The sequence below is a fragment of the Pseudomonas sp. Y39-6 genome, assembly GCF_023651955.1.
Lineage (GTDB): Bacteria > Pseudomonadota > Gammaproteobacteria > Pseudomonadales > Pseudomonadaceae > Aquipseudomonas > Aquipseudomonas veronii.
Window position 1 is genome coordinate 963,691 of sequence record NZ_CP069594.1, and the last position, 25,710, is coordinate 989,400.

28 protein-coding genes are annotated in these 25,710 nt (G+C 55.1%); 1 reads left to right on the plus strand and 27 read right to left on the minus strand.

Annotation, left to right across the window (positions count from 1 at the left end; genetic code table 11):
- Positions 1–43: 43 nt before the first annotated feature.
- The 9 genes from ltrA to JN756_RS04335 form a co-directional block, all read right to left on the minus strand.
- Entirely contained in the window at positions 44–1,753 is a 1,710-nt protein-coding gene (ltrA, locus tag JN756_RS04295) for a group II intron reverse transcriptase/maturase (RefSeq protein ID WP_201021837.1), read from the minus strand.
- Positions 1,754–2,430: 677 nt separating this feature from the next.
- Positions 2,431–3,186, minus strand: coding sequence for a TIGR03747 family integrating conjugative element membrane protein (locus JN756_RS04300; protein ID WP_201021839.1), 756 nt, complete (start codon positions 3,184–3,186; stop codon positions 2,431–2,433).
- Positions 3,187–3,204: 18 nt separating this feature from the next.
- Positions 3,205–5,433, minus strand: coding sequence for a type IV conjugative transfer system coupling protein TraD (gene traD / locus JN756_RS04305; RefSeq protein ID WP_201021840.1), 2,229 nt, complete (start codon positions 5,431–5,433; stop codon positions 3,205–3,207).
- A 12-nt stretch (positions 5,434–5,445) separates the two neighbouring features.
- The gene (locus JN756_RS04310; RefSeq protein WP_201021842.1) at positions 5,446–5,688 is read right to left on the minus strand and encodes a hypothetical protein; all 243 of its coding nucleotides are present in this window, start codon (positions 5,686–5,688) and stop codon (positions 5,446–5,448) included.
- A gap of 9 nt (positions 5,689–5,697) precedes the next feature.
- Positions 5,698–6,201, minus strand: a complete 504-nt coding sequence (locus tag JN756_RS04315; RefSeq protein WP_201021843.1) for an integrating conjugative element protein — start codon at positions 6,199–6,201, stop codon at positions 5,698–5,700.
- Entirely contained in the window at positions 6,198–6,755 is a 558-nt protein-coding gene (locus JN756_RS04320; RefSeq protein WP_201021844.1) for a lytic transglycosylase domain-containing protein, read from the minus strand. The genes JN756_RS04315 and JN756_RS04320 overlap by 4 nt, the downstream gene beginning before the upstream one ends.
- Positions 6,740–7,528, minus strand: coding sequence for a TIGR03759 family integrating conjugative element protein (locus JN756_RS04325; RefSeq protein ID WP_201021846.1), 789 nt, complete (start codon positions 7,526–7,528; stop codon positions 6,740–6,742). The genes JN756_RS04320 and JN756_RS04325 overlap by 16 nt, the downstream gene beginning before the upstream one ends.
- Before the next feature lie 9 nt (positions 7,529–7,537).
- Complete coding sequence (locus JN756_RS04330) at positions 7,538–8,248, minus strand: methyl-accepting chemotaxis protein (RefSeq protein ID WP_201021847.1); 711 nt, start codon at positions 8,246–8,248, stop codon at positions 7,538–7,540.
- Positions 8,249–8,408: 160 nt separating this feature from the next.
- Positions 8,409–8,657: an SGNH hydrolase domain-containing protein gene (locus JN756_RS04335; protein ID WP_328804535.1), complete on the minus strand. Its 249-nt coding sequence runs from the start codon at positions 8,655–8,657 to the stop codon at positions 8,409–8,411.
- 793 nt (positions 8,658–9,450) lie between these two features.
- Here JN756_RS04335 and JN756_RS04340 point away from each other — a divergent pair.
- On the plus strand, positions 9,451–9,645 hold the full coding sequence (locus JN756_RS04340; RefSeq protein WP_201021848.1) for a hypothetical protein: 195 nt from the start codon (positions 9,451–9,453) through the stop codon (positions 9,643–9,645).
- A 249-nt stretch (positions 9,646–9,894) separates the two neighbouring features.
- Here JN756_RS04340 and JN756_RS04345 read toward each other — a convergent pair whose 3' ends face one another.
- From JN756_RS04345 to JN756_RS04430, 18 genes are all read right to left on the minus strand, one after another.
- Complete coding sequence (locus JN756_RS04345) at positions 9,895–10,140, minus strand: hypothetical protein (RefSeq protein WP_201021849.1); 246 nt, start codon at positions 10,138–10,140, stop codon at positions 9,895–9,897.
- Complete coding sequence (locus JN756_RS04350) at positions 10,137–10,382, minus strand: hypothetical protein (RefSeq protein WP_201021850.1); 246 nt, start codon at positions 10,380–10,382, stop codon at positions 10,137–10,139. The genes JN756_RS04345 and JN756_RS04350 overlap by 4 nt, the downstream gene beginning before the upstream one ends.
- Positions 10,379–10,687, minus strand: a complete 309-nt coding sequence (locus tag JN756_RS04355) for a hypothetical protein (protein WP_201021851.1) — start codon at positions 10,685–10,687, stop codon at positions 10,379–10,381. Before JN756_RS04355 ends, JN756_RS04350 begins: the two co-directional genes overlap by 4 nt.
- A gap of 126 nt (positions 10,688–10,813) precedes the next feature.
- Complete coding sequence (locus tag JN756_RS04360; RefSeq protein ID WP_201021852.1) at positions 10,814–13,054, minus strand: DEAD/DEAH box helicase family protein; 2,241 nt, start codon at positions 13,052–13,054, stop codon at positions 10,814–10,816.
- Positions 13,055–13,141: 87 nt separating this feature from the next.
- On the minus strand, positions 13,142–14,599 hold the full coding sequence (locus JN756_RS04365) for a DUF6094 domain-containing protein (RefSeq protein ID WP_201021853.1): 1,458 nt from the start codon (positions 14,597–14,599) through the stop codon (positions 13,142–13,144).
- Positions 14,600–14,621: 22 nt separating this feature from the next.
- On the minus strand, positions 14,622–15,221 hold the full coding sequence (locus tag JN756_RS04370) for a hypothetical protein (RefSeq protein ID WP_201021854.1): 600 nt from the start codon (positions 15,219–15,221) through the stop codon (positions 14,622–14,624).
- Between the two features lie 72 nt (positions 15,222–15,293).
- Positions 15,294–15,575: a hypothetical protein gene (locus JN756_RS04375; protein WP_201021855.1), complete on the minus strand. Its 282-nt coding sequence runs from the start codon at positions 15,573–15,575 to the stop codon at positions 15,294–15,296.
- Positions 15,576–15,640: 65 nt separating this feature from the next.
- Positions 15,641–16,258, minus strand: a complete 618-nt coding sequence (locus tag JN756_RS04380) for a DUF3275 family protein (protein ID WP_201021856.1) — start codon at positions 16,256–16,258, stop codon at positions 15,641–15,643.
- Between the two features lie 77 nt (positions 16,259–16,335).
- Positions 16,336–16,671 carry a hypothetical protein gene (locus JN756_RS04385; RefSeq protein ID WP_201021857.1) on the minus strand — a complete coding sequence of 112 codons (336 nt, stop codon included), beginning with the start codon at positions 16,669–16,671 and terminating at the stop codon, positions 16,336–16,338.
- A gap of 175 nt (positions 16,672–16,846) precedes the next feature.
- Positions 16,847–17,383 carry an STY4534 family ICE replication protein gene (locus JN756_RS04390; RefSeq protein WP_201021858.1) on the minus strand — a complete coding sequence of 179 codons (537 nt, stop codon included), beginning with the start codon at positions 17,381–17,383 and terminating at the stop codon, positions 16,847–16,849.
- Between the two features lie 96 nt (positions 17,384–17,479).
- The gene (locus JN756_RS04395; protein ID WP_201021859.1) at positions 17,480–17,752 is read right to left on the minus strand and encodes a hypothetical protein; all 273 of its coding nucleotides are present in this window, start codon (positions 17,750–17,752) and stop codon (positions 17,480–17,482) included.
- A gap of 304 nt (positions 17,753–18,056) precedes the next feature.
- A complete protein-coding gene (locus JN756_RS04400) occupies positions 18,057–18,356 on the minus strand; it encodes a hypothetical protein (RefSeq protein ID WP_201021860.1) in 300 nt (99 codons plus the stop codon).
- A 927-nt stretch (positions 18,357–19,283) separates the two neighbouring features.
- Positions 19,284–19,724 (minus strand): type IV pilus biogenesis protein PilM, encoded by a 441-nt coding sequence (gene pilM / locus JN756_RS04405; RefSeq protein ID WP_201021861.1) that lies wholly within the window; start codon positions 19,722–19,724, stop codon positions 19,284–19,286.
- 510 nt (positions 19,725–20,234) lie between these two features.
- Complete coding sequence (gene pilV / locus JN756_RS04410; protein WP_201021862.1) at positions 20,235–21,530, minus strand: shufflon system plasmid conjugative transfer pilus tip adhesin PilV; 1,296 nt, start codon at positions 21,528–21,530, stop codon at positions 20,235–20,237.
- Positions 21,520–22,461 carry an ATPase, T2SS/T4P/T4SS family gene (locus JN756_RS04415; protein ID WP_201021863.1) on the minus strand — a complete coding sequence of 314 codons (942 nt, stop codon included), beginning with the start codon at positions 22,459–22,461 and terminating at the stop codon, positions 21,520–21,522. The genes pilV and JN756_RS04415 overlap by 11 nt, the downstream gene beginning before the upstream one ends.
- Before the next feature lie 10 nt (positions 22,462–22,471).
- Positions 22,472–22,987: a type 4 pilus major pilin gene (locus JN756_RS04420; RefSeq protein WP_236255078.1), complete on the minus strand. Its 516-nt coding sequence runs from the start codon at positions 22,985–22,987 to the stop codon at positions 22,472–22,474.
- Between the two features lie 25 nt (positions 22,988–23,012).
- On the minus strand, positions 23,013–24,152 hold the full coding sequence (locus tag JN756_RS04425) for a type II secretion system F family protein (protein ID WP_201021864.1): 1,140 nt from the start codon (positions 24,150–24,152) through the stop codon (positions 23,013–23,015).
- On the minus strand, positions 24,142–25,701 hold the full coding sequence (locus JN756_RS04430) for a GspE/PulE family protein (RefSeq protein WP_236255079.1): 1,560 nt from the start codon (positions 25,699–25,701) through the stop codon (positions 24,142–24,144). Before JN756_RS04430 ends, JN756_RS04425 begins: the two co-directional genes overlap by 11 nt.
- Positions 25,702–25,710: the final 9 nt, after the last annotated feature.

Below are 25,710 nucleotides of genomic sequence, written 5' to 3' on the forward strand. Positions count from 1 at the left end.
GGGCCCCCTAAGAACCGTACGTGCGACTTTCACCGCATACGGCTCAAGCCTTTTCTAGATCCGCATCGCGGGCCGGCTTGCTGACGGAAACTCCGAGTTTATGGACTTGGTTGTGGCACTCCGGATGCAGAAGTACTCGATTGTTCGTCAAGTTCCTGCCGCCTCGAGTGAGAGGGTGGAGATGGTGATCCTGCCATCCTGTCTGGAGTGTGATGGGGTGTCGACAGTGGGCACACTGACCTCGCTGTTGCTGGTATAGGCGGGCCACTTCACGTCGGTAATGCAACGAGCGCATCATCCGTCGTGTTCGAAGCATTTCGCCTTCCTGCTCCCATGCTGGATCAAACGGGTTGTATTCGCCCTTGATCTTCGCATGTCGCTGGATTGCTGTGGCGGACAACGGCTCAAGTCTTACGTATTCCAGTTGAGCCGAAGCCGTGTTGCGTTGAGCATACGCAAACTCCCACTGTCGGGCACCCAGAGTATGGAAATAGCGTTTCCGAACCCAATAAGCGCCTTTCTTCGGATGTCTGCGTCTTGCCCAGCGCCACAGCAAATACCAAATTTTCGCGTCCAGGTTATGGAATGTTGCCTTGGCAACGACAGGTTGGTGGTATTGCGCCCATCCCCTCAATACTGGCCTGAGCTGGTGGATCAGATGATCCTGGCTACCCCCGTGGTGACGTTGGATTATGTCCTGCACCTTGCTGTAGAACGCACTAACATTCTTCTGGCTCGGTTTGATCAGGAGCTTTTCGCCATATTTGCGGAAGCTCCATCCCAGGAAATCGAATCCTCTGTCAATCGATACGATTCGGGTCTTTTCTTGGGCAAGCGTTAGGCCGCGAACGGCCAAGAACTGCTCCACCCAAGGCTTGACTTCATCTTCCAGCACCTCTGGAGAGGCAGCGGTGATGACGAAGTCATCCGCGTATCGAACCACGTTGACCTTGAGTCGAGTAGCTCGCGTGATGCCCAAATGTTTCTTGAGCTGCGTCTCTAGTCCATCCAAGGTTAGGTTGGCCAGCGTAGGGGAGATGACCCCTCCTTGGGGAGTCCCTTCCGAGGTTCCTTGCAGCGTCCCTTTGTGCACGATCCCCGCACGCAACCACTTGCTCAGGACGTCCCTATCCATTGGTACATGGCGCAACAGCCATTCGTGGTTGATATGATCGAAACAGCCTCTGATGTCAGCCTCAAGTACCCAGCGCGACGACCGCTTCCGACAGAGGCAGCAATAAAGCTGTCCCATGGCATCCGCTGTTGAGCGCTCTGGCCGGAAACCATAACTGTTGGGGTCACCAACAGTTTCCGATACTGGAGACAATGCTAAGAGGTAGAGCGCTTGCATGGCACGATCCCGCATGGTTGGAATACCCAGGGGGCGTTGCTTACCATTCGTTTTGGGGATATAGACCCGCCGAAGTGGCGAAGCACGGTATCCCCGTCGCTCTAGATCATGTGCGGCCTTCCACTTCGACTCAGGTGTGGTCCAGCGCTTACCATCCACTCCGGCCGTTTTGTTTCCTCGATTTTCCGTCACGCGCCGTACCGCCAGAAATCTGGCTGAGAACGAGCGTGTCAGCATCCGTTGGAGAGCTCGCACTTTCCGCCAGTTACCGTTTTTACAAGCCTTCGCAATTCGAATCTGCATCGCCCGCACCGTCCGCTGGGTACGACACCAGTCAATCTGGTGCCAACCTTGAGGGCGGTGGGAAAGCGCAGACATCGGTTTTTCTCGATGCTCTACCATGCTGCTTTCCTCTCCGAGGATTAGGGTTATCTCAGCCTGCATGCGATGAAAGACCAGGTGGAAGTCTGCTCGCTTTCGCGCCGGATGATGTTCCAACCCGTATCCCAGCCATTACAGCTAGGCTTTCGCTTTCTCCACCATCCCATACCCGCATCACCAACAGCGCACCTTGCGGCTTGCTTGCCCCGAGGGCAGCGATACGGGCTTACCACGTTCCTTGACTGTCACACGACTGGGTTAGGATCTGTTTGTCCGCCGGTGGCCTTCTTGACGACGTCCCCCCACTCTAAACGGGGAAAACCGGCCACTTACCGTTTGGTCAATGCCTATCAGCAGTTTTGGCACCTCAAAATTAACGACGTTTATCCACAGTTCACTTCCGTTATCCATACCAGCCAGCCTAGCGCCTCACCCCGACTCTGCTTCGAGGATCGCCACCACCATCTCGCGGTGATGAAGGACACCTTACGGTGGGCTACATTCCAGAAGAGCTTCAAACAAGTCCGTTACCAGAAATGCCTGTCTTCTTGGGCTACTGCTGGTCGTACAGCAGGTCAACTCCGCCGATAAAATTGCTATCGGACGTTTGACAATGACAGTCAAAGCTTTTAGCTTATCTTCTTCGAATATCTCCTATTTTGTTGATATATAAAGAAAAATAAGCATTCGTGTCGCACCTAAAGGTATTTTTTGAAGCTGGAGACAGTGATGCAGACGGACACGCCCAATAACACTGCGCATGGCAATAGAATCAAAAGAGGGCTGACGCTGATGGGAATGGCCAGGTAGACCGTCCAGGGCACGATGGTCAGGGGAATGATCGTCCCTCGGGCTTTGTGATACAGGTAGCTGGACTCCCGGCCGGAGCCGAATTTACGCAGATCACGCCTCACCAGGCCGTCGACGAGTCCGGTGAACGCGGCCAGTGCAAACAGTGGGAGTGTCAGTGTCAGGATGACCATCCGCACACAGAAGGTCAGCACGGTATACAGCGCAGCCAAGCCGTAGTCCTGGAACTTGATCATGACTCGGCCGAGCTCGTAGCGGAGATTGAAGGTGCCTGCTTGTTGTTGTGATATGGATCGGGCGTACTGGGTCAGTGCATTGATGTTGTCCTGCAGGCCGGTTTTCACCATCAGCCAGTCATACACGGTTTCTGCCAGCCAGGTGGCTGTGCGTCCCGGTTCTTTGATCACAACGCTTTGTAGCAAGTCTTGGGATAGCCAGCTCAGTTCATGCTGGAACATCTGCTGGGCATGTTTCCAGCCAGCATCAGGCCAGAACACGTACATGCATATCCATTCAACGATGACGGCGCCCAGCAGGGAGCCGAACATCACCCCTAGGAAGTGAAAGGGAGCCGAGAACAGCATGCCCAGGAAGGTTTTTTGACCTTCCTGCTGTTGCTGGGCTTTTTCCGCGATATCGGCCATGGCCTTGTTCCTTCAGGCTTATGCGACTTTCTCGTCGGTGGCCAACTTGCGGAAATCATTGACCAGATCATCTGGAAGCGATTCGCCTAATGCTTCATATCCCGGCGCTTGCCACCAATCGCTGCTCGTTCCGGATCCTTTGCGCATACCTTCAACCAATGCCTGAAGATCCTTGGGCATGACTTCATCGGGATCGCTCGCCGGCAACGGCATACGAATCTTCCACAGGTTGCCGCCCTCGATCAGGGCAAAGCATTGCCCCTTGGGCAGCGCAACGACGTGCGCCGGTTCGATCATCGGCACGCTGACGCTTTGGATCTGGTCGTGGGTATTGGACGTGAAAGCGGTCTTGCCATTGATCGCATCATTGGCACTGCTGGCCGGCGTACTGGTGAACACCTGGACCTTGGGCAACTGGTTGGTCAACAGCTCGGCGGTGGCGGTTTCACGAACACGCAACATGAATAGGTTGTTGAAGTTACCGATGACTTGGCCAGCTTTTGCGCGGTTACCAATTTTGGCCTCGATGTCGCTCATGGTCTGGGTGTAGGCCGTAACCTGCATGCCGGCGCCGCCGCCTTTGTTGATCATCGGAATGAACTCATCGCCCATCAGTTCGTTGAACTCGTCGGCGTGCACGTTAATCGCCACCTTGCCACCGCTTGCCCCGGGTAAACCGTCATCGATGCCGAATTTGTAGATGTGGCCTGCGACTGACACCAGATCGCTGAACATGGAGTTGCCCACCGCCGCAGCCACCTCTGTATCGGACAAGGCATCCAGACCGACATAGACCACCGCCCGCTTGCGGATGACCTGCATCCAGTCAAAGATTGGTCGTGGATCCTCAAGGTCCATGTAGTCTGGAGACAGCAGCTCTGCAATGCGCCCCGTGGTCAGTTTTTCCAGCAGTGGTAGCAGGCTGGCCACAATCTTGTCGAAATAGGTTTTGTCATAACGTACTGCTGATCGCAGGCCCTCCATCACAGGATCGGAGATGCGTTGCTGAGTGAGGTACATGTCCAGGGCCACCACGCGCAGCGGTCGATCCTTCATAGCAAAACTGAGGTTTTTACGATCGATCTTGCCTTCGACTTCGACGATGGTTTGCCAGGCCTTGGGATCATGCTCGGCAAAGTACTTCTGTGCGTACTCGATGAAGAGCGCATCGATGTTGGTCACATGCTTGAGTATCTGCTCATAGTCTGGCCTGCGTCCGAGGGCGACCAAGGCGCGTGCGATGATGTTGACGAAACGCCAGGCGAACTCGCGGAACGCGGCCGAGTTGCCTTCTCCTGATAGTTGACCGGCAATCCGGGTCGCCACCTCAGAGATCCGACCAAATCGGCCAACGGCGTTGTAACGAGCGGAGTGGTCGGGCCAGCCCAAATGGAATATGTAAAACTCATCCAGTCGGCCGGCACGCTTGCACTCGATATACATGCGTTTCAGGAGGTCGGCATCGCCTTTGGGGTCGAAGACAATCACCACCTCGCGATCAAGGTTCATCTCATCAATTTTATCTACGCGGCGCTGGCTCCGATGAACAGGCTGAACACGTCGACCCATCTGAACGCGCCGCCGGGGCTGTCTGCGGGTGCGTCTGATGTCTTGGGTGATAAACAGTTCTGCCAGACGGGTCTTGCCCACCCGTGTAGTCCCCAGTACCAGGGAGTGCCCAACCCGCTCACCCAATGGCAAGCTGACGTCAGCTTCGTTTGGCTCAATACCATGTAAGCGCGGTAGGCCACCTACGGGTGGCAGCGGACGTGCTGGATTAAGCGCGACATCCCAAGAGGTGGCTTTGGCCAGCAGCTTGAGTGGGAAGGGAGCGAATTCCAATCGTTCCTCAACCCGCCGTGCCCAGTTGTAGATCAAGGTAGGCTCGACGTACTCGGCATATTTGGGGAGGTAAGTGTCCATCAAGCGCTGGGTATGTTTCTGAGTCCAGCGAAAGCCTTTGCCTATAAACAGCCGCTCCTTGCTCACCGGAATTTCTTTGCTGGTCATGGTGTAGTGGGGGAGACGCCGGACATTGCGTCGGTAGCGCAATACCATCAGTGCCTGTTTCAGGCGAACAACCCCAAGACCTAAAAAGCCAGCAGCGGCAACCACTCCAAATAAAGGCGTCAGTGCAAACGCCCAGGGCGCGAAAATACAAAGCAGCGCTGCTGCAGCACAAACCCAGACCGTGTAAAGCTCGACGGCAGGACGAAGCAATGACTCGATAGTGAAGGGGCTGGCCATGGTTGCGTGCCTTTAAAGCTTATTGAGTATTAAGGGGAACTGCTCGTCCAGCTCCTGTTTCACCAGTGCTAGCTCATGTGCCGGTATTCGGTCGGCTAGCTTCTCGCGCATAGCGATGGCGTCACCCTTTTCTGTGGACGTCACACGGCCGCCATAAAGCCAAACCACGTAGGTCACTTGCTCCAAAATCAGCTGGCAAGTTCGCGGATCTTCCGGTTGTCTGATCACCACGGTGAGTGACTGAGGCGGTGGCATCCCTGTCTCCTACTGCTGAATGGCTGTTGCAGTAATGAGCAGTGGGTAGTGTTTGATTCCAAGGCGCTGCGCCAGGTCATTTGACGGTGCTGGGACCATCTGCAGGTCGCCTGCCCATCGTTGCACCTCGGCAAATCGCTCGGCACTGGCCACGTTCACTACCAGACCTACCGCCTGCAACTGCTGCAGTTGCTCACGGCGTTGAGTCAGCCAGGCTCTGGACATTTCATCGTCACCCACCAGGAAAAGAGGTTGTAAGCCTGGCGCGTTTATTACCCGGCCCTGCTCTTGGCCGGGGACAAGCTGGTCTGAGCGCACGGGAAAAGACCCATGGCCACGTACCCCCATAGTTTCGATTGGTGTGGATTGCGCGGTAGGTTCAGGTGCTAAGTCTTGGTAGTAGGGCAGGGCGGATACACCGCCCCGGTCTTCAACCACAATCAACGAGCTTGCGTTCACCACAATTGGGGTGGCCAAGCACAGCAAAAGCACGAAACTCAACAGTCCATTCATGGGTTGTTCGCCATCAGGTTGATGCCGGTGACCCGGCTAAGATGTTTGGCAAATGCGCGGCGGTAGCGGGCAGCGGGTTCGCCCCCGGCCGGGCGGTGGTAACGGCCAGCGGCCGTGATCCAATCTCCGCCTTTGGCTTTTTGCTCGGCCAGGATCTGAGCCGTAACCGAAAGGTTTTTGTACGGATCCAGCCCTTCGCAGGGGGAGCTGTAACGGTGACCATTGGCACCGATATTGGTTTGCCCTAGGCCGACGTCGACCCGATTGGGGCCAGCGGTCTGAATCGCAAGCATCAGTGCCCTGCATGCATCGCTACGGGTCGCAAAGCGGTAACCGGCGCCGGCGACATTCAATGTCCAGGGCCAGGGCACGATCTGGCCACGCAGTCGCGTACCGCTCTCCTGCAGTGCGACCGAATAGAGCACCTCGGATGGAACGCCGGCAGGCACCGCAATTAACTGATAGGCCGGTGGCGGGACCTCGGCACTGTTAGCCATTGCCGCGGCAATTAGAAGAAAGCCAGCCAGCGTTTCGCGAACTACTGACGTTGCCATTGCCCATTCACCTCGCGCACTACAGCTGGTAGATCGCCGCCGAGTCCAAGGCCGAGCCAGCGGCCGGCGTCGTGATTCAGTGTGATCTGCCGGTTTCGAACGCTGGCTGGTTCAACACCCGCCAGAATGGCCCACCGGCGAATCTTCTCGTCATCACCTTGGCTTCCGACGAAGTACAGGTCAAAGGCTTGTTTCTGGGTCTGTAGATCTCTCACGCGAACGATGCACGCGCTGCAGTTATCCTGAACGAAAACGGCTAAACGTCCGCTGCTCTTCAAGGCAGTTATCGCGCCAGAGCCAGTAGCGGATGTCGGATCGGGTGAAATTTGGATGACTTTTTCATTAGGGTAGAGGCGTGCAAAGGCCTGGTCATATGCTCTTTGGTAAGCAAGTTCTTTATCAATACGCTGTCGTTCGGCCTGCACCTGCATTTCTGCGTAGCGTCGACGCTCTTCAGCCGATTTGGCTTCGATGCCAAGTGCGGTCAACGGATCCAGGCCTGGCGAATAGATCCCGCGAGGGCCATCCATCACTGTTTTATAGCGGGTCCACTCTTGGGGGGTTAACCCCCACTCGCGGGCGAGTTCTGTTTGGCTGGCACCTTGAGAGGGATTCTGGATGCCGAGTTCGTTGAATTGAGTGTTTGTAGTTGACGCAGCGCGATCAGGAGCAGCATGGCAGCCAAAGGCAAAAGCAAAGATAGCCAAGCCACTAGTGAACCGCGAGATACTCGGGGATCTCAGCTTTTTTGAGATGTAAGTTGGGGAATACATAAATAGGTCCTATTGAGCCACGGTTACGGTTTGCGGTGTCCCTGCCACGTCAAAGCGTGCGGATCTACCTTCCAGAGTGTTGAGGCGCCAGGCGGTGCCCGCCACGGCGTCACCAGGTCGGATTAGGTAGATCTGGTTTAACTGTGTGCTGCCAGGCGGGGCTACGGACAAAAAGCGTTCACCGCCCCGGTACTCGATGCCTATCACTGTGAAGGGTGGCGTTTTCGGCGTAACGACGCTGGTACTGGGCTTCTGAGTGGGATGTGGTTTGCGGGCTATTGTTTTGGGCTTGGAGGGAGCTGCTGCAGGTTGCTTGATCTGGGATTGGCTTAGTTCGTGAACACGGCTATCGAGTGTTTCGACGCTGGCTTTGAGTACTACCAGTTCCCCAGTAGACGCGGCATTTAGCGAGAGTTCCTTGGCTGTTTCGGTCGCTTGCTTAGCGTAGGCCTGCGCTGCGTCGATGCGGTTCGACAATGCCTGCTGACCGGAGCGGAAGTCCTCGTTGGTCACCAGGTGCTTACGGTCTACCGTGTCCAGCCGCTCGTCGACTTTGCCCAGCCGTGCGAGCAGTGCATCGAGTGAGTCCTTATCGGCGGTCGCAGCCAGGCCGTTGCTGAGCTGAGAGAGCTGATAGTGCTGATAGCCCAGCATTCCAGCCAGAACTACTAGACAGAAGCTGAGTATTACAGTGGTTCGAGTAGGGCTTGGTAGTTTCATGGGGGTCCTCGCGCAAAAGCGAGGACACCTTCTCAAACCGGTCCATCAGGTGCAGCAGGAAATAGGTTTTACAGCTCCTACGGTTTTTAGAGTTTTCCTCCTGGCCTGCATGCAAGATGTACCAACAGGTAAATTGAGAGAAAAACCTGATGAGTCAAACCTATTTTATGACCCCGCTGAACAATCCTCTCAACTGCTCGTTACCAGCATCGACGAGATGGTTGTCATCGAAATACAGTGGAATGCCATCCTTGGATCCCATGCAATTTCCATTAGGGCACAGGTATGGGGTCGGATCCACTACGGTCGCGTTGCAACGTTTTGCCGCTGCTTTGATCGCGGTAATTGCAATATCTCGCATCAAAAGTATTTGATCTGAGAGTGTGTAGGGGGGAGCAGATTCTGACATCAGACGTCGGCTACAAGGGCCGTCGATTTTTCAGCCCTTGCTTTTCCAGGGGCAAAAAAAACCGCCCTGGCCGAAGCCAGAACGGTTTTTCCCTCAGTTCAAACCCTTACAGCAGTTCGTCCCAATGGTCCCGCAGAAGTTCATAGAGGCGATAAGCCCCCAATCCGTTCCGAACGAGACCCCAAGCACGCTTAATAAACTTAAACATACTTTTGGCCCTCCGTAGGTTGGGCCAAACCTCCAACAGCTTATCCGGCTTACCACTGTCTTCGGGAGTACACGCGAATGTATCCACCAAGGCGGCCGAGTGTGAACCCCTCAGCAACACCGGTACGGCTCTCACCCCGTCTTGAAAGGCATAGAAAACCGTTTCTGCACCGGCCACACCTAGCGAATACCTCACCTGTAGAGGTCTCGTCTGAGGGCATAGTAGCGTAATTTTGCGAGCGCGAAAGGCCCAAAAGCCAGCATTTATCTGGCAACCTGGCGCACCGCGAATAACGGCCCTGAGAAATTTTATAAAACGTTAATTCCCATGGGCTGTGGCTCCCTGTGCCGAAACGCGACAAACGCACTGGAGGCGCATCAGGCGACGAATAACGCGGTTTGTCTGTATTTCTGCAATTGCGCAAATGCACAAGCGTGCGTAATATGAATCTCACGCGAATGTATCCACTGAGGTAAAGCAAGCACTGGCCTCACCAGCGCCTGCAACGAAAAAACCGCCTACTCAAGGCGGTTTTTTTTCGTCTGGACCTTTCCCCGTTATGCGTAACGCCGTCGAGGTAGCCGGATGCAGATCACCCTGGACCTTTCCCCCTTCGAAGTGCAAACCCTGCAGGACTTCCGCCAGATGCATGCCGAGTACCAGCGCACCGCGTCGAGCACGCCGGAACTGGAGCTGACCCGCCGCTACAGTGCGCTCAGCACGGCCGCGCAGATCCTGGCCGGAGCCCTGGACAAAGCCGCCCGCGCCCAAGGCGTGTAGTCACAGCCTCCAAGGTGAAGCCGCGCAGGCCTACCGCGTCGGCAAACCGCCCTACCGCTGTCGGGCTCGCCCAGGTACGCAACGGTTTACGCCGGGAGCGTATCGGCATTAGGCGCGCCGTTGGCCCGCCCAGGCGAATCGATAGCGTCTACTTAGCATCATTCCCGGTAACCCGGCCCACCACCGCCTCCCGGATGGCGTGCTGGCTCACCAGGGCTTTCAGCGTGTCCGACTGGATGGCCTCGCCGATCATGGCGCCAGTTTCTGGCGGCGCTCAGTGGCGGCCACGTCGACCGCAATAAACAGCGTCTCGATGGTGGCCGGGGTCAGTGCACGCGCCGCCTCCACGCCTTCCACAAAGCCTTCCGCGCGTTCCTGGGTCAGCTCCAGGGCGTGCAGATCCTCGACACGCTCCAGGCGCGCCAGGTGGTTGGCCAACTTCGTTCGGATCAGATCCGGCAGGCTGATCCCGCTCAGCGAAAATATACCGCTCACAGCTTCACCGGGTGCAGTTCGCGCAGCAGCTCGGCCAGCTCGCGCCAAGGGTATTGCGTGAAGTCGCTCGCCTGCGGGCAGCCGGCGACGTGGCGAAACGGTTCGTCCGCGCTGCGCGCCGGTTGTCCGGCACTGCACCCGGCGCAATACACCGCGTTACCGTCCAGCACCCATTTTGTGGACCAGGCATTCAGGCTGTCATCGAGCCGGTACAGGGCCACGTTACGGTCACGCGCGCTCATGGCACGCCGACCATGGCGGCCAGGGTTGCGGGGAGTTGCCCATGGATATACAGGCGCAGAACCTCGGCGTCGGCCGCGCTGATTTCTTCCATCATTCTCAGGGTCAACAGCACGCCTTCCAGCTGGTACACGTAGCGCGCGGCCACACCTTCGTCGGCAGCCTGGCGCATTAGGTGCAATTGCCCTTCGATCAATTCGTAGTGACCTGGGCGTAACTGCACACCGCTCAGCTCAAAGCGCCGCGATGCATCACCGTCATCGGTGAAGCTGTAGTGTTCTGAACCTGCCAGGCCGGTATCAATCATGGGGAAACTCCTTTTCGAGTGAGGCGTGTCAGTGCGTAAAACAACTGTAGGGGGTGTCGGTATACCAGTCCAGGGGGTGGAGGCTTCCGTGGGCACAAAAAAGGCCACCCGGAGGTGGCCTTGAGGTCATACAGCGATCAATTGTCTAGCAAGTGCCATCTCGACCGAATCCCCATCCTGGTTCAACGAATCGAGACCTGACTCCGGTACGTCTCCCGACGTGCTCTGAGCCACCGCGATCTTTTTGGCCATCAACTGCAAGCAGGTAATCTGCGAGCTTTGTGCGTAGCCAAAAAAAACTACCCGTACCGGATGTTTCTGCCCGATCCTCCATGACCGTCGTGCCGCCTGCTGCAGGGTATAGACGTTGTACCCGGTTTGCATGAACGCAATGGTCGGGAAGTCGAGCAGATCCAGTCCGGTTTTAACCAGCTCCGGGTTGGTGATCAGCACGTCGACGCCGCGATCAACCTGATCGAGGATCCAGTCCTCGCGCCTGGCCGTGTCGACCGAGGCTCGAAGGACTGCCACTTTTAAGCCTGCTTGTTCCAACAGCCGCTTGAGTCTGCTGGTGGTGTCTCTCGTCCCGGTGTACACGGAGTAAGCCAAAACCTTCCGATTTTGTGCTTTCTCCGATAGGCACAGGTCCAACAGCGCCTTCTCCTTAGGCATCAGTTCCTCGTCTGCGAAAATCGAAGGAACAAATGCCAGGGTTTCCTTGGAGCGGGGGTGTTTGACCACCTCAGGTCGGAAACAGCAGTCAGGCCATGCCAGCAGCACGTTGAGTACCACCCCCAAAAGCGTGGTATCCCGGCGAGCAAGTGCTTGGCGAAGTTCAGCAGCCAATGTTCCGGCTAGCTTCTGGTAGGCAGATGCCTGATCCAGTGCCATGGGCACGTCGACCAGTTCCTCCTGATAGTCGGGCAAGATGTTTCCACCGATGTCTTTGAGTTTCAGAAAGACGGTGAACGGCAATACGAAACGGTGAATCCCTTTCGGGCCAAAACCCGGAGCTTTCACCGTACGCACTGAGAGTTTTTTCCCCTTGGCGGTTTTGTGCGACTGGTTGTCCCGCTCGCTGTAAATATCCTTCAGCACTCCATGGTCGCGCATGAACGACATGGCGGCAGGCGCCATGCTGCCGCGCGAGTTTGGTCGGTAACCGTCCTCAATCATGCGGCGAGTGAGGATGCGGAACAGTAGGTAGAACAGATCGTCGGCATATCCCCCCATGAGTGTGCCCGTCAGCAGCACGGTTTTACGTGACTTTGCTGCCAGTACCCCCATGGCTTGACCCTGGGCAGAGCCGCTGTTCTTGTACTCGTGCCCTTCGTCCACCACCAGCAGGTCAAAATATCCATCAGGCAAATAGCGCTTGATGAATTCCGTGGGTTGATAGCCGCCTTCACCAAAGCCAAACTCAATGTTGGCCATGGCACGTTCCATGCGTTTGGCCTGCCGGTCGCTGAAGATGAAGTTGCCCTTGGCGTCCATTAGGTTGATGAATTCGCTGACGTTATCGATCAGCATCGAGGCGAGAAAATCCTCCCCGAAGTCATTCAGCAATCTGTCTGCACGTATTGGGCCGATGGTCGGAATTCGGCACATCGACTTCAGTATGGTTGCCCGGCGCGTTCCGTTTTCGGCCTTGCCTGGACGCATCAGCGTCCAGAGTTGGCCATGACATTGAGGGCAGCTTTGACGGCGTTCCTCTCGGTGAAACTCTTCGACAGTGATCCGGTTGCCTTCTAGATCCTCCAGAAGGTGGCCGCAGTCTGGGCAGCCTGCAAAGCGGTGTCCGCCGGCAGAGCGACGTTGCCAACACGCCGGACGCCAGTGAAACCCCATCCGCATACGCACGCGCCCTAGGATGAAGAACTCTTGCCGACCATCGTAGGGATCTCCCAGTTGATCACGCAGTTTGAGCAGCTTGACCAGGGTATCGGGGCCGTTGAGCACCCAAACGCGAGCATCTGGAATGGTTTCAAGGATCTCTCGCCGCCATTTGTAGACCAGGTGAGGAGGTGAAACCACCATGGTGCGACGGTAGCCAGCGCCGTGCATGACGGCCGCAACAGCAATGGCCATCATGGTTTTACCTGTGCCCATTTCGGCATTGATGACGGCGGCCTGCTCGTTGCGGTCCAGCAGCAATGCGGTTACGGCCTGGACAACCTCGGCTTGCGCCGGGAACGGTTGGCGTTTGAGTGTGTTCATGACCCGTTGACGGGTTTCGTTGATGTTGCCAGCGTAAACCGGTGGGTTAGAGCGGTTGAGCGAATCCAGCAACTCATCACCGAACTCGTCGATGAATTCGGTAAGGCCGATGGTCAACGGTGGGCATGCGGTGTGTGATAGGTCGTTCATGTTTGTTTCTCCGTTAGGAGTGAAACAGGGCATGCACGACACCCCGACGGGTATTGTGAATACCCTGCGGGTTGATTGATGAGGAAGTCAGTAGTCCGAAGGCAGCAACACTGTCGTGCAGCTCCGGTCCGCCTCCGTGATGATCCACAACCGTGTTTCATCGCCGGCGTCGACGTTGTAGCTGGAGAACAAACGCTCCCCCGTGGTCAAGGCGCGTTTATTGCTGTTGCAGTCTTCTTCGGGCAGTTCTCCCCAATCACCGGAGAAATGTCGTCGTAAGTAAGGGCTTGGGTCGAGATGTCCGTGCTCTACCAGGTAGTGCACCGACTGGGTCATAACTAAGCGTCCGGGTTCAAATATCATCCGGGGTGCTTGGTTAGGAGCAGGTAATGCTTCTGGTTCTACAAGCCCAGTCTGTGAATCCGCCGACGAACTGATGGTGATGACCTTGCCGAAGTTGGTAGAGCCTGGCGTCATGTCCCATGCCCGAATGATGGGCACGAAACGATCTGTCAGAATCCGTACCTCGGACACGTTGCCATCTTGGTCCTCGGTGAACTCGGTCTTGCGGACCTTATCTTTGTAGGTATCGCCCTTGAGAACCAATACACGACCGGTCTTGGATGTCACCACGCCGGATATCGCGCCGGCAGCCAAGGCCAACGCTAAGTGCCAACGCGAGAGTTCCCTTACGGGAGGGCGTGGCTGTGCGCCGGTTTGACCAAAATGCAGTGTGAAGTCAGGCCACATGCCACGAAGGCGTTTGACCTCATCGCAGAGCTGCTCAGGTTCAAGACTGATACGGTAGAAGTGTTCCAGGTCGGTGGATGCCGGGAGAACCCTGTAGGGCTCCCATGGCCAACTGGTTGGTAACGCTTCGGCACTCAATGTGCCGGCGCCGATCGCCTGAAGGCGTGCGCGTACGTATTTGACCTCTTGCGGTCGAGCCAGGTCCTGGCGGCGGATTCGTATACCGAAGATCACCACCTGCTTGAAGGTTGGATCAGTGGCATTGTAGATCCGCAGTTCAGTGAAGTGATTGCATAACCAACCGCACAGCTCATCGTCCAGCACGTAGTGCGGAATAATCAGTACCATGATCCCGCCGTACTGCAGCAGTGGAAGCGCCCGTTGATAGAACATCTTCTCCAGACGCCGACGGCCGTTACCTTGGTACTGTGAGGCACCTGCATGGTCAGCGACCAGGTCACCGTAGGGCGGGTTGAGCCAGAGCAAGCCAAAGGCCTGTCGGCTGATCATGGTGTCCATCAGATCGCTATGCAGCACACGATCCAGCAATGTCTTGCAGTGATTGGCACGTTCCTGGTCATACTCGACTGCGTAGGTTTCTACGCGGTCACGCCCGAGCGCATGAGCTGTTTCAGCCAGTGCAACACCCTCACCAGCACAGGGATCAAAGATCCGTATCTTGCCGGTTGGAGAGGGGGCCAACGCCTGCAGGGTCCGTTCCAGCGTCGTTTCGTCAGTGGGGTAGTAGCCATTGCGAGCGAAGTTGCGCGCCAAGCGTGGGAACATCAAGGCCATGATGAGGCTCCTGGATCAAGGCTCAAAAGTGAGCGTGGGTTGAGAGTTGCCCTTGGCGAATGAGATCGCCCAAAGCAGGTTCGAGGACATCGAGTTGCAACGACAAACGCCATGCCGCAACAGCGCCGGATGTTCCGGGCAAGAGCTGCAACATGTCGTGTTGAGTGAGCCAGTCCATCACCGGCTTCTGCCAATGCGGCAGTAGCGGTAAAGGGCAGGTGTCCTGGATCAACGGCCAAAGCCTTTGATGAGGTGACTGCCCGTTCTCAAGAAGGGCATAGGCGAAGTGGTTGGCTCGATCCGGTTGCACGCAGCGTCGGTCGAACAACCAGAGGTGAATCAAGCTACCGAACAACGTCCCGCGCATTTGCCGCGTGGTGCGCTTTTCCAACAGATCGATGTTGGGAAAAACAGGGAGACTTCGGCCGTCCACAACGATGTGAAACTGACTCAGACCATCCTCGGCAGCGCCGAGGGTCAGCCTGGCCAGAAACTCCTGCAGTGCCGTATCGCGACCCCATGCAGAGAGAAAAACTAGGTTGCGTTGCTCGTCACACGCGCAAGCGTCGACGAATAGGTCATTGCACTCCTCGATTGGGAAGAGTGGGGTAGGGCTGGGCATGGGAACCTCCATTGTGAAGAGGGAACCCGCCCGGAGGGGCGGTGAGCCCCTCGGGGGTGTTAGCAGTGAGTGTTATTGCTTGGGAAACAGCACTCCGTCTGATTTGAAGGTTTTATCGTTCGGGTCGAACGAAACCGTCTCGTTATGAAACAGAGGGCTGTGCCCAGTCAGAAAGATTTTTCCCAGGTACTGGGAGCGGAGTGCCACGGCGGCATCAGCTTGTTCTGCCGTCATGTCGAGTTCTTCTATAAAGAAGTCCCACAGCTCTCCATCCGTCGATACTTCGTTGTTGGCAAGTTGATCGTCGATATTGTTCAGAACTGCTGCGGTCAGGTTGCTGAAAATTGGGTTCATATAATGCTCCGTAAATGCAAAGGAGCGTCCATGAGGGAGCCCCTCAAGGGTGGGTGTTGGACCAATCAGAAATTGGAGAGCGTCCAGACTTGTAATTTGAAATCCAGCACGTAGCCGAGCTCGCCTAGGCGAGTGCATTGCTGGCGTAAGCGCTGACGGTCGACGGTGGTGTCAAGCTTGACTGTATCGCTCAGGGGCCAGATCGTGCCGAACAGGTCGGCGTCTTGTTCGGCACCGCTGGCCGAGCTAGGAGGAGGCATCCCAAAGGGGGCATCCTCTGTTGCAGACGGTTCGCCAGTTCTGCTTGCCCCCTTAGACGACGCCAGTTTTTTACGCTGCTGGAGAGGCTTTGGCAGAGCTGAAGATGACTCTTCGTCAATGGGGTCCTGCTCACTCGCAGAGAGTGTGGCAGCGTCTTCCGCTGTCAACTTGTCCACATCGTCCAGGCTCATGCTTTCGAGCTTTGCACGAATTTCGACCACTAGCCGACCCGATGTTGAGTAGTACGAAGGGCGAATTTCTGTAATAAGGAAGTCGCCTCGGTATTTACCTTCGCTGTACTGATCGAGGATCGCGTCTTTGATGACAAACTCACCGATGGAAGTTGAAAGCCGTCCGACGTTGAAGTCGCCATTACGGCCGCTGATGGTGCGGATGGCCAGTTGGCCTGGAATGTTGATCATGTGCAGCTCCACACTGCTATGAATAAAAAAGCCCGACAAATGTCGGGCTTGGGGTAGTGCTGTGAATTCAGAGGGGGTTATGGGCAAGAAGTGTTCATTTCTTCTTTAAGTGAGATGTAGAGGTAGAAAACGCCAGGCGGCGATTCAATACGGTCAAGTTTCAGGTCCAACCAGACTCGATCTGAGCTGTTACCGTCAGGCGGCAGTCGATAGAGGCCGAAATGGATCAGATCGCTGTCAGGTTGCAAATGCAGCTCTCGATAGGCCTCAAGGACAACATCGCCCAGTCGGTTACTGATAGCACTTGCATCCTGTCGGTTTTCAATATGCACCGCTTCTTGCCAGGCCCTAGGGGTCAGTACGACCGGTAGCTTGAGCAAATCAGACGATACGAGATGAGTAGGATTATTCATGGTCAGCTCCAGGTGTGAAAACCACCTGGCCCATTCGGGAGGTGGTTTCCCTTTGGGTGTGTAGGTCTGTATAAAAGTGATTATTTAGCCAGGCCAACGGCTCAGAATACGTCGTCTCGGTTAAGTGGCGGGTCCAAATGAAAGGCACCCGAAGGGTGCCTTGCAACAGAGTGAATCAAGATGCCCTACGCTGCTGCTTAGCAGGCGTTGGTTGGGGTTTTTCCTCCGCAACTGGCTCAATTGCTTCTTCGCTTTCGAGTGGTGCTTCAGATTGCGCTTCGCCTTGTTCAGCAACTGGTTCTACTTCACGAGGCTTGGCTTCATAAACGGTTTGGCCGTCGACCTTGATCCAACCGATAAACAGAAGTCGTCCTTTGAGGCTTGCTCCAGGTTGACCCTTTTTATCGCCTTTCTCATAGGTAAAAGCATCGGTCCAGATATCGCCGATACGGAAGCTCACAAGGACCTTCTTTCCTGCTTCAACGGCCGCATGGCTGCGACGAATCAGCTTTTCAGCTTCGGCGCCGACAATGTTGCAGTCGATGTAGGAGTACTCGGCTTCATCTGTAGAACCGCGCAGTGCCGCAACGGTGACCGCCATGAATGGCTTACCTTTGCCGCGAGGTTTCACTTCACGGATACGGTTGAGGTAACCGATACCAGTGGTGTGAAGATCGAAGAATTTTGCTTCGTTGGTTTGAGTAGTGCTCATGATGATTCTCCAATTTCGAAATAACAGAAAGCGGAGAAACACTTCGCCCTTGGGGGAAAGTATTCCCCGCGAGGGTGGTAGAGCTAAAGGGTTCGTCTAGTGTAGGAACTTCAACGAAGCAATCACTACACCAACAGCAGCTGACAACATAAAACCCATGCGGATCGTGATCCTGGAATCGAGTTGCGCGATTCGTGTATCAAGATGGGCAATTTCGGTTTTGAGTTCAGCAGTTGCAGCTGTGAGATCCGCTTTGGTAGCCAAACGTGAAAGCATGTCGGTCTCCAAAGCTTCAATGACAGCGTTAGCTTTCTGTTCCGGGACGTTGATCGAGATCAGCGCTTGGTAGAGAGCCAGTTCAGTTTTCATCAGACCTCCAAAAATTGAGAGGCCTGCCCTGACGGGGTAGGCCCGTCATGGGTGAGAAAGGTGCTTCCATCGACTGAGTCGACTGATCGCGCTACCGGAAGCTATGGCGATCTTGGGAAAGGATCAATGCGGTAAACCGCATCGTAGTCTCTCGGATCCAGACTACTTGGGCATGTTGCTGACGACGTCAGCGATACATGTGCAGATCATGAAAATACGAATGTCGCTTGTCAAGCCCCTCCCGTAAAAACTCTCAGGAAACCTTCCCGATGGGAAGGCTCCTTACAGAAAGAGTAGGACTGGTTTAGCACGTTGCAGGCGTCAATGCGTGCGCAGGTATCTTCTTACGCGATCTGCGAGCGGGCTTTTCGGCCACTCGTGTGTTAGCCGCGTACCAGAAGTTCAGATCGACACCTTTACGAGCTAATGCCGGCACATGATCCAGCTCATGCACCAGGCGATCAGGTACGCAGGGTGGTGGAAGCAATGGAGCTGCTTTGGGGTAGAAAGCAGTAGGCGCAGCGCTGGTTTTTTTCACCGCACGCAGAAACTGCCGCGTGATAGTGCCGAGCGCGAAACCGAGGTTATAAGCGAGTTTGGACATGGTCATTCTCCTGCAGGTTAAATGCGGAGAACACACTGGCCCTGTTGGGGAAGTGATTCCCCGCGAGGTGAGTTGCATAAGGTGCTTCTATCGACAGATGCCGACCGACCGCGCTACCAGAAGCTCAGCGGTCTTGGGCGGATCAGACACCAACATCGTGTCGCAGTCTTAAAGATCCTGACTGCCTGGGCATGATGCTGACGACGTCAGCAAAACACGCTCATATCATCGAAGGGGGAAAGTGATGTGTCAAGCGGGAGGGGTAATTCGGGGAGGGCAAAAGCAGATTTAACTTAACAGGAGAAGCTACCGAGAGCAGCTGGGTCAACAGTTACCCTCGGTTGTAGATAAGACACGTCTTTCAGAAAAAAATACCACCTGTGAGAGATTGAGGCGTCATCGATCCCTGGGCTGTGATCTGAACGTCTCATTTCCTACACCTGGCCGATTATCGTGGCTGAGGCCAGCAAACATAAGGCACGCATCCGCGCACAAAGGGAGCCCTGCGTTTCGCCGGCGGGCCACCGGCAGGGAAAAGTGGCTACCAATGGGTAGCCTGATCATCCTTTGCAAGATGATCAGGCTACCCATTGTGTGAGCTTTAAAAAGTATGGGCCACAACACCAGTGTGGCCCTTAGACTACGGTGCTTCGAACCTCAACAAAGCCCTATGTGCCTATGAACTCGCAATTCACGAGTTAGACGGCTGCGTGTCTGGCTTGAACAGGGAGACACAGGGAGAGCTTTGAACCAGGTCCGCACGCCCTTCCCGGAGCTATGCGTGCTTTGGGGTTGGTGATGAAGCAAGCTGCATCACCGGGCGCTACTGATGACCGCCAGTAGCCAACGGGGTGGAAACATTGTTGCGTGCATTATGTTGATAGGCCTGGGGATATGCAACATAGCGACCGCTGAACGGTGATTTGGTCAGTTGACCGCGACGATTGCACCCTCGGGCACAGCAGATGGAATGGAAATCCCGGTCGCTCCGGCTTTGGGGGAAACAAGAATCCCTGCGCGGTTCACTCCGACGGTTGTCGACTGGGTCAGGTCGACCAGCGACGAGGGCATGCCCGATGGCGCGACCCCGTTAAAATACGTATAGGATCTACCAGTCAATATGTAAGACCCAACACCTAGAGGTTTGTTAAACCACGCAGGCAGGTTGAGCAACGAGTCGCCAGGAACCCCACTGAAGCCTGGGTTGGACTGAGCAAATGCAGCTGTTGCGGATCGATAAATCAGAAAGTTGCGGCTCAATGAGTCGAGTGATGCGTAGTCGGAGACGCGCTGGGCCTCATGTTGGTTATCTAGAAAAATGCCTGTACCAATGATAAGTATCGTGAGTACTAGCCATTGCATTGTCATAGTCTGGTCTCTATCAGATTTTGGACTGCCATAGCTAGCTCAAGACCTATGACAGAGATAAGCCATGCTTGGCGGCGTACAGGGCGATGAAAACTCCAAACAGACAAAACGCCAGAAAACAATATTTGGAGATACGTTTAAGAGTGGCTAAGTTAGTAGTGGGATTAATGAGCTCTGATGTCTTGATGCATTTAACCAAATAGCGTTCAGGTGAGGCCGGATTTATTTTATAAGTGTAATCGCCCACTTCGAATACCTCTTTTCCCTCCAGAGCTCGACGCCATAGAGGAGTTGAACAAATCCTACTTCGGGTTTCGAGCCATGCATGTAATTCTTCACGACTATACTCGATTCCATTCTCCAGTCTTTCCGACATCGTCCTATCCAAGTCAAAAAATTCAAGTGGTGGCATTTTGCCGCTTTTGTGATTTTCATTCAAGTTCCTTGAACAAAAATTCCGAACCTCGATGTACATGAAATTACCTTTACGGTGAGATGGCTCGTGTACAGCTACTTAAAGCAGCTCCAGTAAAAAAGACCCGGCCAAGTTAGCCGTGAGGTAGAGAGATACCAGCCGCTCGTATTTCTAAAAATGTAACCTGCCTCGCTATCACCAACGCCAAAGGCGCCAGTTAGAGAACATGATTTCCAGGTGGTATCTCCGAGGGAACAGGTCACACTTCCTCTGTAGGGGGCCTGGCATGTTCCCTGGATGAGTTGAAACTCCCATCCCCCCGGTTTTTTCCACTTACCCTCTCCACAGAATAAAGGTCCATTTGCATCTCTGGCCCACATGCCGTTGGGAGAGCAATCGTTTCCTTCCACTGCGGCGCCATCGAGCTGTAGATACTCTCCAACTTGAGTACGTCCGCTCGATGAGAGTTTTCCGGCGCGTATCTCACCACCGGTTGAGAAGTTTTTGTTTCCATATACTTGGACCCAGTCTGGGCTGTTCTGGTATATGCCTCCTCCCCACTTCTCGCTGTACCACCCTGTGTCACCACGTGTTCTAAACCAGCCACCGGTATAGGTATCACCGGTAATGTTGGCGGTTACTGCGTTGACGTTGGCGGTAGCGGTGACATTACGGGCTGTAACGTCCCCCCCAGTGGCGACGTTCCCTGAGGCAGTAAGGCTTCCCACGTTGTTAATGTTGTGATTACCCATCCCGAGGTCAGTATTCATTGCGTTGTATTCAGGATGATTGGGCACGGCGTTTCGATATAGGTAGTCATTTGCCAAAGCACCGTCCATGAGGAAGAGGGCGCTTGCTGTGTGCCCTGGACCGGGGGCGATGGCGTAGTTACTAAGTGCTACTTGCCATCCTCCACGTACACCCTGAACAATGTTCGGATTAGTTGTTGAAATGAAGCCACCAGGGCCGCCGAGGTTTTCAGCGATGGCGCGAATACCCATTTCAGGAATCGTCTGCCCACCTGTGGTGACGACGATCACCTCCAGCTGGTTGGGATTGGGCTTTCGGGCGAGGCCGAGAATGGTCTGCCCGAATGAATTGGTGGAGCTAAAACCTGCAGGAAGATAGTGGGTGTTGATTAACATCGGAACGGTAATTTGCACCGGCACGGTCGCTGTAGCGTTGTTCAATACGGCGTTGAAATTGTCCTTCAGGTATTTTGCTTGTGCTTCAGAGATGGTTCTCTGCTGGTCAGCAGCAATGCGGTAATCCTGAGCGTCCATTTGCCTAATTTGCCAAATAATCGCCATGGTTACGACGACGGAAAACACGATCAATCCGAACGCCATGTCCAGGCTCAGAAAGCCACGTTGCTTTCTTTTACTGGTCATTCCAGAGGCTCCTAGATGATTGGGCGGCAATATCTTGATCAAGCAAGGTGATCTTTCCTGCATGGACTTTTTCACGAATGCCTGGACCGTCATCACCGGTGAACAACAGGCTCTGCAGTGTCAGTCGACTGCTCCCATCAGCAGCTTTCGACAAAGACTGATGAATGACAGCTACTAGGCCCCTGGAAAGCAGCTCGCGAGCGTTTTTCAGCAGTGGCTGAGCCATGGCTGGTATCCGCTCAATGGCTTGAATGACGCTGCCGGCATGGCCCGTGCAGATAATCAGGTGGCCGTTGATTGAGGCCTGGATGACTTGTGCCGCCGTCGCGCTGTCGCGAATTTCTCCGACAAACAGCAAATCAGCTCTTGTGCGTAGTGCCAGGATCAACGCTTCCTCGTAGCCTCCCAGGCGGCGAGAAACAGGAACTTGAATGCAGCGCCCTTCACCGTGTCTTCCGTTCAGATACGGTTCTGGAGGATCCTCTACCGCCACACAAATGCCGCCCCAAGCTTCAAGGCGAGCCTTAACCAAAGAGGCAGCGCTCGAGGTTTTACCTGTGCCCATTTCGCCGCAAATGAAGATAAGTCCGCGTACTGTGTCACTCATCAATGCGTCCTGGAGATAATCGGGTAGACCCAACATATCCAAGGGGCGAATCTGAACCGATGACTTACTTAGAACGAATACGGGCTTTCCATTCAAGTCCAGTAATTGGGTAACGCGCAGGACTACGCCATCTTCAATCAAAGCGAATTCCGGGTCCTGGGTAGCCGCGTGTTTTTCCTCACACTGCAGCCGCAAGCGCTCAAGGTCTGCTCGCCATTCAGCCGGAGCTTCAACCCTTCGCGCTTGCCCTGGGAGACCTTTGGCGTCGGCAAATCCGTCGCCCAGGTACAGGTCGACGAATTCAGCTTCAGAGATCACGCTCACACTGGACTCCTTAGTACGAGGTCCAGGCGATTGTATTGGCGTCTGAAGAGCAGCTGGTCGCAGCGGCCACTGCAGTGATTTCGCCGGCAATAGCAGTACCACCGTTGATCGCCGTCGTCGTCTGTTTGTCCTTGGCCATGTTAGAAGCGAGGGTGATGCAGGCATTCTTCGGGAGGTTGGATTCCGTGATGGTGAAGGTCATGCCGTTGCTCACCACGGTCACAGCGCCGTTCCAGCGGTTGGACAAGGTAGTGCCGTTGATGCTCATGCCGCCGGTAGCTTCGAGGTTGATCAAGGATGGCGCTAAGTTGGTGCCGGCAGTGGCGTAACCCGTGGTGCTTTTCAGCCTTTTGGTATTGCTCAGCAACGTGCCGAGATTGCTCTGTTCAATAGTGACGTCTGAGCTACCGAATGTTCTGTATCCCATAAACACGATGAAACCGAGCGCCACCGCGATCAGCATGAGCCAGAACATCCCGTCCAGAGAAAGGAATCCACCTTGGTTTTTGGGGGTCTTTAATGGCATTTCCGGTACCTCATTTGAGTTTGAGTTAAAGCGTTTCAGTGACTTTGCCGGCCAATTGGAAGATCCCGATCACCACCAGAATCATCATGATCCCCATGGCCATGGAGGACACACCGATGAGAGATTTGGCGATGGCCTCGACCCGCTGAAGTGTTTGTTCCAGCCAGCGGTTGGAGAACCGTTCCATCGACTCGGCGAAGCCTTTGCGTATGGCGAGTACTTCGAGAAAGTGCATGGCCATCGGGTCGGGAAATTGGTGACCCGCGAGCTTCAGTGCAGTGCCGAAGTTTTTGCCGGCACTGACGCCGTAATGAATGGCAGTCAGTCGCTCCTTCAACCATGGGGAGGCATTGCGCTGAAGAGAGGTAAGCGCATCGAGCTGGTTGATGCCTGAGCGCAACATCACTGCCATGTTGAGCAAAAAGATGGACCCGTGAAGCGCCTTGTAGACCGACCAAGGGGGTAGACGCTCGGCGCGGACTCTCAGGATTTGGAGCAGCTTGTTCAACTTCAGCTTCCACGACGGGCTGGCAGCCGTGATCTGAAGTCCGCAAAACACCGGTAGGGTGATGATCGATAAGAGGATGAATATGACCACCGCGATCAGGGTCACCAGTCCGTAGTGCGTCACGAAGTTCGATAGGGCGTAGAGAAAAGCCGGTACACCCGTCCAAGCCTCGGGGTTAGACCGACGTGTCATGGCGGGCACCATCCAAACCGCAATCACATACAGCAGCGCCGCCATGACGCTCCACACCACGGAGGGGAACACGGTGGCCGAGGCTACGAGTTTGCTGATCCGTTGGCGTACTTCAATAATCCTCACGCAGTCCCGAAAAGCCTGCACCAGGTTGCCCGTGTCTTCCCCGGAAGCGATCAGTGAATTTTCGTCATAGGGAACCCAGCCTTCGCAGGAAATGCTAAGGGATTTCCCGCCCTTCACCGATTGTGCGATATCCCTGCAGGCAAGAGAGACTGGATGCAATTTCTGGCCGTTATCGCTGAACGCTCTGGCGACCGTGTGCAGTGCGTCCTCAAGCGAGACACCATCCTCAAGGATGCCCATCAGGCTCTCGTAGAACTGGATTCTTTCGTTTTTGCCGAACTGCTTGGCGTAGAAGGTCTCCGCCCAGCCATTTAGCATTCCTCTGACGTCACTGAGCATGAGCGAGCTCCAGGGTTTGTCGATCAAAGTCCAGCGGTCCTACCATCATTTCCGCATGACGTGGATCTACCAGTCCTTGTTTGAGCTTGATGATCGTGTGAGCAGTTTTGGTGATGCCGCCCATTTCCTTAACCCAATGGCGACGTGCTGCACTTGCACCCTGTTCATTGAAAACGCGCATGAACTTGAGGTCGGTGAGCAGAGTTTCCGCAACCACAGTGCGGCCAATGACGCCACGGCGTTTGCAGTGTGGGCACCCAGGGCCTTTGAGATAGGTCAGATCGATCGCCTGCAGGTCGCGCAAGCGCTGTGTCAGCGCAGCATTGAGCTGGTCCAGATGAGCAACTGCAGGTACTCGACAGTGAGGACATAGCACAGGCAGCAGTGACTGATTCACGACGCTCGTCATCAAGGCCGGGTCGGTGACTAGGTAGCGGTCTACGCCCATGTCTATCAGCCGCTGTAGGGCTGCTACGGCGTTGTTAGTGTGCAGTGTCGAAAGTACCAAGTGCCCGGTCATTCCCCCACGGAACGCCGCTTGAGCTGACGCAAGATCCCGGATCTCCCCGTACATCAGGATGTCGGGGTCCAGTCGCATGGTATTGGTGATACCTTCGTTCCAAGTTTCGCCCGCACCCAGTGGTGACTGGTTGGCCAGGATTGGATATTCAGGAGGGTCCTCCATCGTCAAAATGTGTTTTGTGCCACCACATTCCTGATAAAGCAGGTTCAGATTGACCTGTTGGGACTTGGACTTCCCGGAGCCTGTGGGGCCGGTTATCAGGTTTACTCCATAAGGCATGCTACGAATGCGGCTGAATGCCTCGATTTGCTGGGGAAGAAAACCGAGGTCCTCCAGTGTCATTTTGTTTTTGTCGTCGTACAGCAGGCGGAGAACCATGAGAGGGCCATCAACGAGCGGCCGTGTGGCGACCCGGGCGCCGAACAGGCCGAGTTGTTCGACATAGGCTCGTTTAACCCTGGCGTCCTGGCTCACTTGCGGTTGGTAGTGCTCTTTCGCTACGTCACACATGCTGTTGTAGAGCGAAGAGCAGAGCTCCATGCCAACTTTGCTCTGATGCTGCTCTGCCTCCCACAAGAGCCCATCGATGCGAAAGAAGATCCGAGTGATGTCGTGGCCCACCACAAAATGAACGTCGCTTGCATTATTCCGATGGGCTTCTCCAAGCAGTTGCACCACCTGGGCCTGGCGTTTTGTTTCGGTGGCCGACAGGGCTTTACCATTAGCATCGTCATTAGCCTGGTAGAGCGCCTTGATTGTGCTCATGGAGCAGATCTTGACTTCAAAAGGATGATTTTCGTGCTCTAGCTGATCCTCGAATGCCATGACATAGGCATCCGTTTGGTGTTGGGCTGACACGTACAAAATCCCGTCGCTAGTCAGCGCACACAGTTGACGCAATTCCGGTTTCAGCTCAAACGGCCCTCCAGCAGCGGTCAGCAATGTTTCGTGAGATATCAGAATTTCCGTAATGGGTTCTTCGGCGCCAAGCTCAATTACTTTGGGATTTCCAGCCGGGGTCGTCATAGCACAGTC

Coding starts and splice junctions, on each gene's coding strand:
- JN756_RS04320 (WP_201021844.1), bottom strand. CDS start 6,755: ATGGCAACGTCAGTAGTTCGCGAAACGCTGGCTGGCTTTCTTCTAATT.
- JN756_RS04360 (WP_201021852.1), bottom strand. CDS start 13,054: ATGAACGACCTATCACACACCGCATGCCCACCGTTGACCATCGGCCTT.
- JN756_RS04395 (WP_201021859.1), bottom strand. CDS start 17,752: ATGAAAACTGAACTGGCTCTCTACCAAGCGCTGATCTCGATCAACGTC.
- JN756_RS04340 (WP_201021848.1), top strand. CDS start 9,451: ATGCAGATCACCCTGGACCTTTCCCCCTTCGAAGTGCAAACCCTGCAG.
- JN756_RS04315 (WP_201021843.1), bottom strand. CDS start 6,201: ATGAATGGACTGTTGAGTTTCGTGCTTTTGCTGTGCTTGGCCACCCCA.
- JN756_RS04385 (WP_201021857.1), bottom strand. CDS start 16,671: ATGAATAATCCTACTCATCTCGTATCGTCTGATTTGCTCAAGCTACCG.
- JN756_RS04350 (WP_201021850.1), bottom strand. CDS start 10,382: ATGAGCGCGCGTGACCGTAACGTGGCCCTGTACCGGCTCGATGACAGC.
- JN756_RS04300 (WP_201021839.1), bottom strand. CDS start 3,186: ATGGCCGATATCGCGGAAAAAGCCCAGCAACAGCAGGAAGGTCAAAAA.
- pilV (WP_201021862.1), bottom strand. CDS start 21,530: ATGACCAGTAAAAGAAAGCAACGTGGCTTTCTGAGCCTGGACATGGCG.
- JN756_RS04335 (WP_328804535.1), bottom strand. CDS start 8,657: ATGTCAGAATCTGCTCCCCCCTACACACTCTCAGATCAAATACTTTTG.
- traD (WP_201021840.1), bottom strand. CDS start 5,433: ATGGCCAGCCCCTTCACTATCGAGTCATTGCTTCGTCCTGCCGTCGAG.
- JN756_RS04390 (WP_201021858.1), bottom strand. CDS start 17,383: ATGAGCACTACTCAAACCAACGAAGCAAAATTCTTCGATCTTCACACC.
- JN756_RS04375 (WP_201021855.1), bottom strand. CDS start 15,575: ATGAACCCAATTTTCAGCAACCTGACCGCAGCAGTTCTGAACAATATC.
- JN756_RS04370 (WP_201021854.1), bottom strand. CDS start 15,221: ATGCCCAGCCCTACCCCACTCTTCCCAATCGAGGAGTGCAATGACCTA.
- JN756_RS04310 (WP_201021842.1), bottom strand. CDS start 5,688: ATGCCACCGCCTCAGTCACTCACCGTGGTGATCAGACAACCGGAAGAT.
- JN756_RS04425 (WP_201021864.1), bottom strand. CDS start 24,152: ATGCTCAGTGACGTCAGAGGAATGCTAAATGGCTGGGCGGAGACCTTC.
- JN756_RS04365 (WP_201021853.1), bottom strand. CDS start 14,599: ATGGCCTTGATGTTCCCACGCTTGGCGCGCAACTTCGCTCGCAATGGC.
- JN756_RS04330 (WP_201021847.1), bottom strand. CDS start 8,248: ATGAAACTACCAAGCCCTACTCGAACCACTGTAATACTCAGCTTCTGT.
- ltrA (WP_201021837.1), bottom strand. CDS start 1,753: ATGGTAGAGCATCGAGAAAAACCGATGTCTGCGCTTTCCCACCGCCCT.
- pilM (WP_201021861.1), bottom strand. CDS start 19,724: ATGACAATGCAATGGCTAGTACTCACGATACTTATCATTGGTACAGGC.
- JN756_RS04355 (WP_201021851.1), bottom strand. CDS start 10,687: ATGATTGATACCGGCCTGGCAGGTTCAGAACACTACAGCTTCACCGAT.
- JN756_RS04325 (WP_201021846.1), bottom strand. CDS start 7,528: ATGTATTCCCCAACTTACATCTCAAAAAAGCTGAGATCCCCGAGTATC.
- JN756_RS04400 (WP_201021860.1), bottom strand. CDS start 18,356: ATGTCCAAACTCGCTTATAACCTCGGTTTCGCGCTCGGCACTATCACG.
- JN756_RS04430 (WP_236255079.1), bottom strand. CDS start 25,701: ATGACGACCCCGGCTGGAAATCCCAAAGTAATTGAGCTTGGCGCCGAA.
- JN756_RS04380 (WP_201021856.1), bottom strand. CDS start 16,258: ATGATCAACATTCCAGGCCAACTGGCCATCCGCACCATCAGCGGCCGT.
- JN756_RS04420 (WP_236255078.1), bottom strand. CDS start 22,987: ATGCCATTAAAGACCCCCAAAAACCAAGGTGGATTCCTTTCTCTGGAC.